This window comes from Streptomyces sp. NPDC030840 (genome assembly GCF_055572015.1).
Window position 1 is genome coordinate 231,319 of the sequence record NZ_JBVIEE010000013.1, and the last position, 11,056, is coordinate 242,374.

The 11,056-nt window shown below is 69.1% G+C and carries 4 protein-coding genes, 1 tRNA gene and 1 rRNA gene; 1 reads left to right on the forward strand and 5 read right to left on the reverse strand.

Annotated elements, in window-relative coordinates; all coding sequences use genetic code 11:
• Positions 1-304 precede the first annotated feature (304 nt).
• Both ACZ49J_RS27160 and ACZ49J_RS27165 read right to left on the reverse strand, forming a co-directional pair.
• On the reverse strand, positions 305-985 hold the full coding sequence (locus ACZ49J_RS27160) for a response regulator (protein WP_467452018.1): 681 nt from the start codon (positions 983-985) through the stop codon (positions 305-307).
• Between the two features lie 328 nt (positions 986-1,313).
• On the reverse strand, positions 1,314-6,806 hold the full coding sequence (locus ACZ49J_RS27165) for a HAMP domain-containing protein (protein WP_468350487.1): 5,493 nt from the start codon (positions 6,804-6,806) through the stop codon (positions 1,314-1,316).
• 375 nt (positions 6,807-7,181) lie between these two features.
• On the opposite strand from ACZ49J_RS27165, the gene ACZ49J_RS27170 reads away from it, so the two are divergent.
• Positions 7,182-9,953 (forward strand): SpoIIE family protein phosphatase, encoded by a 2,772-nt coding sequence (locus ACZ49J_RS27170; RefSeq protein ID WP_467452021.1) that lies wholly within the window; start codon positions 7,182-7,184, stop codon positions 9,951-9,953.
• Between the two features lie 73 nt (positions 9,954-10,026).
• Here the strand turns inward: ACZ49J_RS27170 and ACZ49J_RS27175 are convergent.
• The 3 genes from ACZ49J_RS27175 to rrf all read right to left on the reverse strand — a co-directional run.
• A tRNA-Thr gene (locus ACZ49J_RS27175) sits at positions 10,027-10,099 on the reverse strand.
• An 82-nt stretch (positions 10,100-10,181) separates the two neighbouring features.
• Entirely contained in the window at positions 10,182-10,847 is a 666-nt protein-coding gene (locus tag ACZ49J_RS27180) for a DegT/DnrJ/EryC1/StrS family aminotransferase (RefSeq protein WP_467452031.1), read from the reverse strand.
• Positions 10,848-10,961: 114 nt separating this feature from the next.
• Positions 10,962-11,056 (reverse strand): 5S ribosomal RNA (rrf, locus tag ACZ49J_RS27185); the annotation flags it as partial.

Here is an 11,056-nt window from a genome sequence, read left to right on the forward strand (position 1 = left end):
CGGTGGAGACCACAGCGGACACGTGTGGTTTGTGCTTCACCCGTTCGTGTCGCCCCGGCGGGGGCCACAAACTGACGTGGCCGGGCAGAAGGCTGACGGGCCCTCACGGGTGCTGAGCCACTTGGCAGACCCTGGCCGGCAGGTCCAGCCCGTCCGGCGCTTGAGGACGAGGCCGAAGGCCGATGCGGGGGTCTGGGGGCGGAGCCCCGGGGATGGGACGGGTAGGGGAGGCGGGGGCGAGAACCTCAAGCCCCAGCCACGACCCCGCCCGAGAAAAAAGTCACCGAACCCGCACGAGCCCCACTCAGTTCTGCGACGGCAACGAAGCCGCCCCGCTCCCCGCTCCGGGCTCCAACGCGTCCAGCGCCCTGCGCAAACCCGTCAGTTTGCGTTCGAGATGAGCCGCCGTGGCCACCGCAGCGGCATCCGCCGACTCGTCGTCGAGCTGCTTGGACAGCGCCTCGGCCTGCTCCTCCACCGCCGCCAGCCGCGCGGAGAGCTCCGCGAGGAGCCCGACCGGCTCCTTGCTCTCCCCGGCCGACTTGCCGCCGCCCTCCAACTGCAGCCGCAGCAGGGCGGCCTGCTCGCGGAGCTGGCAGTTCTTCATGTACAGCTCGACGAACACGGAGACCTTCGCCCGCAGCACCCACGGGTCGAACGGCTTCGAGATGTAGTCCACCGCACCCGCCGCGTACCCGCGGAAGGTGTGGTGCGGCCCGTGGTTGATGGCGGTGAGGAAGATGATCGGGATGTCCCGGGTCCGTTCTCGCCGCTTGATGTGCGCGGCCGTTTCGAATCCGTCCATACCCGGCATCTGGACGTCCAGCAGAATGACCGCGAAGTCGTCCGTCAGCAGCGCTTTGAGCGCTTCCTCCCCGGACGATGCCCGCACCAGCGTCTGATCGAGCGCAGAGAGAATGGCCTCCAGCGCCAGCAGATTCTCCGGCCGGTCATCGACCAGGAGGATCTTGGCCTTCTGCACCATGGCCCGCCCTCCTCGCCCCGGCGTGGGGCCTCCCCTGTCCTCAGGACTTGGGACGACACCGCCGGGCGTCGCCCCAGGGGACGACTCCCTTGCGCCGCCCGTCCTTGTGCCGGTCATGGTAGCCGCACCCCGCCTGTCGCCACACCCTGTCACCGCGATGTCACTGTGCACATAGCAGAAACGTAACGGGAGACCAGAAGGTTCCCCGAATCCCGCTCCCCTACACAGCGACCGCCACGGTCAGTTATGCGATGTTGGACACACGGAAGCGGCAACCCACCACCTCCGGCGCGCCCGTTCCCCGTGTGTACCCGGAACATCCGGCCCCTCACTCGGCACGCATCCACTCATCCATGACCGCGAGCAGGTGATCGGGGTCGACGGGCTTGGTGACGTAGTCCGAGGCGCCCGACTCGATGGCCTTCTCCCGGTCACCCTTCATCGCCTTGGCGGTCAGCGCGATGATCGGCAACCCGGCGAACTGGGGCATCCGGCGGATCGCCGTCGTCGTCGCGTACCCGTCCATCTCCGGCATCATGATGTCCATCAGGACCACCGCCACGTCGTCGTGCTGCTCCAGGACCTCGATGCCCTCGCGGCCGTTCTCGGCGTACAGCACCGACAGGCCGTGCTGCTCCAGGACGCTGGTCAGCGCGAACACGTTGCGGATGTCGTCGTCGACGATCAGCACCTTCTCGCTGGCGAACCGGATGCTCTCCCGCTGGTGCGCGCCGGCCTCCTGCCCGTTGGCCGACCACTGCTCCTGTCCCGGGGCCGCGTGCAGGGGGCGCTGCTCGGCCGCCGGCAGGGCCCTGCGGCGCCGCCTGAAGAGCGCCGCGGGCCCGTTCTGGGTCGCGTGGTACGACCTCACCTCGGCCGGCGTCTCGATGTTCGGCGCGGACGGCTCCTCCACCGCGGACGCCACCAGATCCCCGGGGTCGATCATCGCGGCCGTGGGCTGCGCGTATCCCTGCGGCGGCAGTTCACTCGGGTGCAGCGGCAAATACAGGGTGAAGGTCGAGCCGCGTCCGGGCTCGCTCTGGGCGTAGATCTCACCGCCCAGCAGACGCGCGATCTCCCGCGAGATGGACAGCCCCAGCCCCGTACCGCCGTACTTGCGGCTCGTGGTCCCGTCGGCCTGCTTGAAGGCATCGAAGATCACCCGCATCTTGCTGGCCGCGATACCGATGCCGGTGTCGGTCACGGAGAACGCGATCAGGTCGGCGTCCGCGTCGCGCAGCGAGCCGGCCTCCAGCAGCTGCTCCCGGATGGCCACCGGGACGTCCGCGCCCGCGGGCCGGATGACCAGCTCGACCGCGCCCGTGTCGGTGAACTTGACCGCGTTGGACAGCAGGTTGCGCAGCACCTGCAGAAGCCGCTGCTCGTCGGTGTGCAGCGTGGCGGGCAGCTCCGGCGACACCCGTACGGAGAAGTCGATGCCCTTCTCCGCGGTGAGCGGCCGGAAGGTGGCCTCCACGTAGTCGACGAGCTGGACGAGCGCGATGCGTGTCGGGGAGACGTCCATCTTGCCCGCCTCGACCTTGGACAGGTCGAGGATGTCGTTGATCAGCTGGAGCAGGTCCGAGCCCGCGCCGTGGATCGTCTCGGCGAACTCCACCTGCTTCGGCGTGAGGTTCGACTCCGCGTTGTCGGCGAGCAGCTTGGCGAGGATCAGCAGCGAGTTGAGCGGGGTGCGCAGCTCGTGCGACATGTTCGCCAGGAACTCGCTCTTGTAGCGCATGGAGACGGCGAGCTGCTCGGCACGCTCCTCCAGGACCTGCCGCGCCTCCTCGATCTCGGTGTTCTTGACCTCGATGTCGCGGTTCTGGCGGGCCAGCAGCGCGGCCTTCTCCTCCAGCTCGGCGTTGGACGCCTGGAGGGCCTTCTGCCGCTGCTCCAGCTCCTCCGAGCGCAGCCGCAGCTGCTCGGTCAGCTCCTGCGACTGCTTCAGCAGCACCTCGGTCTTGGTGTTGACCGAGATCGTGTTGACGCTCGTCGCGATCATCTCGGCGATCTGGTTGAGGAAGTCCTTCTGGATCTGCGTGAACGGTGTGAACGAGGCCAGCTCGATCACCCCGAGCACGGTCCCCTCGAAGAGCACCGGAAGCACGATGACCTGCGCCGGAGGTGCCTCGCCGAGCCCGGAGGAGATCTTCAGGTAGCCGCTCGGCGCGTTCTCCACCAGGATCGTGCGCTTCTCCGTGGCGGCCGTCCCGATGAGCGCCTCACCGGGCCGGAACGACGTCGGCATGGAGCCCATGGAGTAGCCGTACGACCCCAGCATGCGCAGCTCGTACGCGTCGTCGTCGCCGGTCCCCTCCTTCATCTCCTTGCCGTCGACGAGCGGCATGGCGAGGAAGAACGCGCCGTGCTGCGCGGAGACGACGGGCGTCAGCTCGCTCATGATCAGCGACGCCACGTCCGCGAGGTCGCGGCGGCCCTGCATCAGGGCGGAGATACGGGCCAGGTTGCCCTTGAGCCAGTCCTGCTCCTTGTTGGCGATCGTGGTGTCGCGCAGGTTGGCGATCATCTTGTTGATGTAGTCCTGAAGCTCCTGGATCTCGCCGGAGGCGTCCACGTCGATCTTCAGGTTGAGGTCGCCTCGGGTCACCGCGGTGGCCACCCGCGCGATGGCGCGCACCTGCCGGGTGAGGTTACCGGCCATCTCGTTCACCGACTCGGTGAGGTCGCGCCACGTGCCGTCGACGTCCCGCACGCGCGCCTGGCCGCCAAGCTGCCCCTCGGTGCCCACCTCGCGGGCCACGCGGGTGACCTCCTCGGCGAAGGACGACAGCTGGTCGACCATCGTGTTGATCGTGGTCTTGAGCTCCAGGATCTCGCCGCGCGCGTCGATGTCGATCTTCTTCGTCAGGTCACCCTTGGCGATGGCCGTCGTGACCATGGCGATGTTGCGCACCTGGCCGGTCAGGTTGGACGCCATCCCGTTCACGGACTCGGTGAGGTCCTTCCACGTGCCGGCGACTCCCGGGACGTGCGCCTGGCCGCCGAGGATGCCGTCGGTGCCCACCTCGCGTGCCACCCGGGTCACCTGGTCGGCGAAGGAGCTCAGGGTCTTCACCATCGTGTTGACGGTGTCGGCGAGCTGGGCGACCTCGCCGCTCGCCTCGACGGTGACCTTCTTGGTGAGGTCACCGTTGGCGACCGCCGTCGTCACCTGGGCGATCTGCCGCACCTGGCTGGTGAGGTTGGCCGCCATCACGTTGACGTTGTCGCTCAGGTCCTTCCAGATGCCGGTGACCCCGGGCACCCGGGCCTGGCCGCCCAGCTGACCCTCCGTGCCCACCTCGCGGGCCACCCGGGTCACCTGCTCGGCGAAGTTGGACAGCTGGTCGACCATCGTGTTGACGGTCGTGACGAGTTCGAGGATCTCGCCCTTGGCGTCGACCGTGATCTTCTTCGACAGGTCACCGTTGGCCACCGCGGTCGTGACCTCGGCGATGTTGCGCACCTGCATGGTCAGGTTGTTGGCCATGCCGTTCACGGACTGCGTGAGGTCCTTCCAGGTGCCGGAGACGCCCTGGACCTCGGCCTGCCCGCCGAGGATGCCCTCCGTACCCACCTCGCGGGACACCCGCGTGACCTGCTCAGCGAAGTTCGAGAGCTGGTCCACCATCGTGTTGAGGGTGTTCTTCAGCTCCAGGATCTCCCCGCGCGCGTCCACGTCGATCTTCTGCGACAGGTCACCGCGGGCCACCGCGGTCGCGACCTGGGCGATGTTGCGCACCTGGGCGGTGAGGTTGCCCGCCATGCCGTTCACGGAGTCGGTGAGGTCCCGCCACACACCTGCGACGCCGGGCACCTGGGCCTGGCCGCCCAGCCGGCCCTCCGTGCCCACCTCGCGGGCCACCCGGGTCACCTGGTCGGCGAACGCCGAGAGCTGGTCCACCATCGTGTTGAGGGTGTTCTTCAGCTCCAGGATCTCCCCGCGCGCGTCCACGTCGATCTTCTGCGACAGGTCACCGCGGGCCACCGCCGTCGTCACCTGGGCGATCTGGCGCACCTGCGAGGTGAGGTTGCCCGCCATGAAGTTGACGGAGTCCGTGAGCTCCTTCCAGGTGCCGGAGACGCCGTCCACGCGGGCCTGACCGCCCAGGCGGCCCTCGGTGCCCACGTCACGGGCCACGCGGGTGACCTCGGCGCCGAACGCGGAAAGCTGGTCCACCATCGTGTTCACGGTGTTCTTCAGCTGGAGCATCTCGCCGGACACGTCGACCGTGACCTTCTGGGACAGGTCGCCGTTGGCCACCGCCGTCGTCACCTGGGCGATGTTCCTCACCTGTCCGGTGAGGTTGCGGAACGCCGTGTTGACGGAGTCGGTCAGGTCCTTCCACGTACCGGCCGCACCGGGCACCTGCGCCTGGCCGCCCAGCTCACCCTCGACGCCGATCTCCCGGGCCACGCGGGTGACCTCGGCGCCGAACGCGGAAAGCTGGTCCACCATCGTGTTGACGGTGTTCTTCAGCTCCAGCATCTCGCCGGCGACGTCGACCGTGACCTTCTGGGACAGGTCACCGTTCGCCACGGCCGTCGTCACCGCCGCGATGTCCCTCACCTGAGTGGTGAGGTTCCGGAACACGGTGTTGACGGAGTCCGTCAGGTCCTTCCACGTCCCCGCCGCGCCCGGCACATTGGCCTGCCCCCCGAGGCGCCCTTCGGCCCCGACCTCGTTGGCGACACGCGTGACCTCGTCCGCGAACGTCCGCAGCGTCTCCGTCATCTGGTTGATGGTCTCGGCGAGCTGCGCGACCTCGCCGCGTGCGCTCACCGTCACCTTCTGCGACAGATCGCCGTTGGCGACGGCTGTGGTCACCTGTGCGATTCCACGCACCTGGGCCGTCAGATTGCCGGCCATGAGATTCACCGAATCGGTGAGGTCCTTCCACACCCCCGACACACCGGGCACCTGCGCCTGGCCGCCCAGCTCACCCTCGGTGCCCACCTCACGCGCGACTCGGGTCACCTCGGAGGAGAAGGAAGCGAGCTGGTCCACCATCGTGTTGACGGTGTTCTTCAGCTCCAGCATCTCGCCGGCGACATGAACCGTGACCTTTCGGGACAAGTCACCCTTGGCCACGGCCGTCGTCACCAGCGCGATGTCCCGCACCTGCGCGGTCAGCCGGTACGCCATCGTGTTGACGGAGTCCGTGAGGTCCTTCCACGAACCGGACATTCCACGCACACGTGCCTGGCCGCCCAGCTTGCCCTCCGTACCGACCTCGCTGGCCACGCGAGTGACCTCGTCGGTGAACGTCGACAGCTGGTCCACCAGGTTGTTGACCGTGCGTCCCACCTTGAGGAACTCCCCCCGCAGGGGGTGCCCGTTCCCGTCGGCACCCTGCGCGCGCAGCTCCATACGCGGCGACAGATCTCCGTCGGCCACCGCGGACAGCACCCGGCCGACCTCGGAAACGGGCCGTACGAGGTCGTCGACCAGCGCGTTGGAGTTGTCGATCGCGGTCGCCCACGAGCCCTCGCAGGCGCCCGTCTCCAGCCGCTCGGTGAGCTTGCCCTCGCGCCCCACCACGCGCCGTACACGCGTCAACTCGCCCGTCAGGTGCAGATTCCGGTCGGCCACCTCGTTGAAGACGGCCGCGATCTCCGCCATCACACCGTCGCCGGTGACCGTCAGCCGTTTACGGAAGTTCCCGTCCCGCATCGACTCCAGAGCCGACAGCAGCTTGTTCAGGGACGCCGTGTCCACCGCTGTGGTGCCGCCGTTGCGCGATGTGCGCTGCTTGCTCAGGGACTGTCCGCCTTTCGCGCGCGTCTTAGTGCCCCGCGTCGCTGCGCCAGACTCCACTGTGTCCCTCCCGCAGGGGTCGACCGTTACTGCTGTGCGTTCTCGGGTACCACCGGCCTACCAGGTACCGCTGCCTGCCCGATATACCAGGGTCGGCTGGATGCTGCTGCCCGGTGTGTACCGAAGGCACCCCACCTGCCCTGACCCTTCTTAGAAGCCTGCCCAGTGTTTCACCATGGCTGAACCAGGCCATAACAGTTCGGCAGCTTCGCACACGGTCCGCACACACTCTCCGGGCGGAAACACAGCCGACCGGCATCCGCATGGACGGCGAAGGTAAGTAACCTTGCATGCGGCTGTCCAGCCGTGCCGGCACATCCGGCCTGGGCGGTGGCACGAACACGAGCGGGCAGGCATCGGAGGGGCAGCCGCACCATGACCACCGGACTGCATCCCGGGGGCCCACCCCAGGATCCTCGGCCGACGGGGAACCAGCACCTGCCTCGGCAGGAGCAGGTCGGCCGCGGGTTCTCGCACGCGTCCCCGCAGGTCCACCCGCACGTCGAGAACCGGACAAGGAGTTCTGTGATCACCGCGCGCGCGGCCGCCAGCTTCGAGCCCGTCGGGCGATCGGTCGCGACCGCCCGGTCCTTCGTCCGTGACACCCTCCAGGGCTGGGGCTTCGCCGACATCGTCGACGACGCCGTGGTCCTCACCAGCGAGCTGGTCACCAACGCGGTGGTGCACGCGGGCACCTCGGCCGACGTCCTCTGCCTGCGCAGCGACGACGGCGTACGCATCGAGGTCTCCGACAGATATCCCGAGCGCGAGATCCCCCTCCAGTCCACCCCCGTCAACATGGGCAGCCCCGACCGCGAGGGGGGCCGCGGCCTCCAGTTGTGCGCGGCCCTGGCGGGGCGCTGGGGCGTCGAGTACACGCCCACCCACAAGCAGGTGTGGTTCCAACTCGACCTGCCCGAACGCCCGGTGGGCACCCGCGCGGCAGGCCCCTCCCTCCCCGCCGACCTCCTCCCGCTCGCCGACGGCCGGGTCCGCGTCGCCGTGATCCAGATCGACCGCACGGGCTCGATCGGCGCCTGGAACGAGGACGCCGAGGAACTCTTCGGGTACGCGGCCGAGCAGGTCATCGGCAAGCCCCTCACCGACCTCGCGGCCTGGCCGCACACCCCGGGCACGAGCACCGGCATCGCCGAGGCCCTCCAACTGTCCCGCTGGGAGGGCAGTTACGGCATCCGCGGCGCCAACGGCCGCGTGACCCCGGTGTACGCCTCACACCTCCGCGTCCGCGACACCGACGGCGAACCCTCGACCGTCTGCCTTCTCGTACGGGACCACGAACGCGCCGTCCTCCAGACCCCGGTGCGCCTGACGGCCCCCGACACGACCGCGGCGTCCGACGGGCAGCCCACGGACCCCTTCGAGGTCTTCATCGGCTCCCCCGCCCCCGACGACCTGGACGGCCTCCTGCAGCGCACGGTCGAACGCGCCCGCGACATGCTCGACGGCGACTCCGCCTTCCTGCTCCTCGCGACCGACGACGAAACGGAGTTGGAGGTACGCGCCTCCACCGGCCTCCCCTCCGCCCGCCAGCGCTTCGCCCGCGTTCCCGTCGAGGCGGGCCCCGGCCGCTACGGCTCGGCCCGTATGCCGGCGGTCCACGACGACCTCACGGCGGTCCCCGGCGCCGTACCCCTGCTCAGCGGCACGGGCATGCGCTCGGTCGTCACGGTCCCGCTCAAGGTCGAGGGCCGCCTCACCGGCTCGCTCGGCGTGGCAGCCGAGTCTCCGGGCCGCTACTCCAACGAGGAGGCCCTGCGCCTCCAGTTCGCCGCCGACCGCATCGCCCTCGCCGTCGAATCGGCCCGCCTCGGCGAACTGGAGCGCCTGCGCCGAGGCTCACTCAGCTTCCTCGTCGAGGCCTCGGACCTCCTCGCGGGCACCCTGGACCGGGACCAGACCCTGGCGCTGATGGCCCAGATGACGATCCCGACCCTCGCCACCTGGTGCGCCGTCTACACGATCGCCGACCAGGCCTCGGACCCGTACCTCTCCTATGTCCTCCACGAGGACGAGGAGCGCATCGACGGCATCAAGGCCCTCCTCTCCAAGATCCCTCCGCCGGACCCGATCCCCACCCCGGGCGCCCGGGTCTGGTCCGCCCCCGCCGAGGCGGCCCACCAGGCGGCCCTGCGCACGTCCATGCGCAGTCTGGGCCTGGGCGAGCCCGCGACGGTGAGCTCGGGCATCGGCACGACACTCGCGACGGCCGCGGCGGTGGGCGGCGAGACCGTCGTCCTCCCCCTGGTGGCCCGCAACCGCGTGATCGGCATGCTGACGCTGGGCAAGCCGACGGACGAACACTTCCGCCAGGAGATCCTGGAACTGGCCGAGGACCTGTCCCGCCGGGCCGCCCTGGCTCTGGACAACGCCCGCCTCTACTCGGAGCGCATGGCCATCAGCCAGTCCCTCCAGCGCAGCCTCCTGCCGCCCGAACTGCCGGAGATCGACGGCGTCGAGGTCGAGGTCATCTACCGCGCGGCCGGCGAGGGCAACGAGGTCGGTGGCGACTTCTACGACCTCTTCCCCATCCGCGACGGAGCCTACGGCTTCGCCATCGGCGACGTCTGCGGTACGGGCCCTGAGGCGGCCGCGGTCACGGGTCTGGCCCGGCACGCCCTGCGCCTGCTGGCCAGGGAGGGTTTCGGCGGCCCGGCGGTCCTGGAGCGCCTGAACTCCGCCATCATCGACGAGGGCGCCCGCAGCCGCTTCCTCACGCTCCTGTACGGCGAGTTGTGGCCTCAGGAGGACGGCAGCGCCATTTTGAAGGTCGTCTGCGCAGGCCACCCGCTCCCGCTCCGGCTGCGCCAGGACGGCTCGGTCGAGCCGGCCGCCGAACCCCAGCCGCTGCTCGGCGTCATGGAGGATCTGGAGCTGTACGAGCAGACGGTCACCCTCGATCCCGGCGACGTCCTGCTCTGCGTGACGGACGGCGTCACCGAACGCCGCGAGGGCACGCGCATGCTCGGCGACGACGGCCTCACGGAAGTCCTGACGACCTGCACGGGCCTGACGGCGGGCGCGGTGGCGGCCCGCATCATGCGCGCGGTCGAACGCTTCGCCTCCGACGCCCCGTCCGACGACATGGCGATCCTCGCGATGCGGGTGCCGGGCCTCCACATGGACTGACCGGGCCTCAACCAGCACTTCGCGGCAAGCACACGGAAAAGGTCTCGTCCTGATGGACGAGACCTTGTGTCAGAGCCCCCAAACGGAATCGAACCGTTGACCTTCTCCTTACCATGGAGACGCTCTGCCGACTGAGCTATAGGGGCCGGTCGCCTGTTCGAGGTTTCCCTCGCGGCAACGGAATAGATCATACCCCGAACTCGTGAGTGCTCCGCACCAGAGGCAGCCTCACTGGAACGCGGGTTGCAGAAGGCCACCCAGCGCGTTGCAGGCGGAGACGACGCGCTGCACCTGTCGCTTGGTCAGCGTGCCGTCCACGGGCAGCGCCAGCGTCTCGTCCGAGGCGCGCTCGGTCTCCGGAAGGCAGACGTCCCGCCGGAAGCCGGGCATGCGGTGCACGGGCGTCTTCACCGGCACCTTGCACTCAACTCCCCGAGCACGCAAGGCGCGCGCGAAGGCGTCGCGGTCCGGCCGGCCATTGCCGGGTACCCGCACGACGTACTGCTGGAAGGTGTGTTCACCACCACCGTCCGGTGGACGCACCCCCCGCAGCCGACCGCTGAGATAGGCGGCGTGGGCACGGCGCTGAGCGACCTCGCCGTACGGCGTCTCGGACTCCCCCTGCTCCAGCACCAACAGCCCGCGCTTCTGCCCGACTTCACGCAGCCGTGCGATCTCCGCGGACCTGCCGAAGCGGTGTACGACGATCACGGCCGCGGTGCGCTCGCTGACGGCAGCGTCGACGGCGGTGACGTCCAGGCAGTAGGTTCCCGGATCTATGTCGGCGAACACCGGCACCGCACCGGCCAGTTGCACCGCCTCGGCGACCTCCACGTTCCCGAACGCCGGCACGATGACCTCGTCACCTACGCCGATGCCTGCGGCTCTGAGCATTGCGGCTGTACCCATGGTGGGGATGCTGGTGGCGCAACGTGAACACGAAGTGACGCGAAACAAAAAAGAGTCGGTCCCCGAACCAAAATTCGGGGACCGACTCTTTCACAATTTGTTCGGCGGTGTCCTACTCTCCCACAGGGTCCCCCCTGCAGTACCATCGGCGCTGTAAGGCTTAGCTTCCGGGTTCGGAATGTAACCGGGCGTTT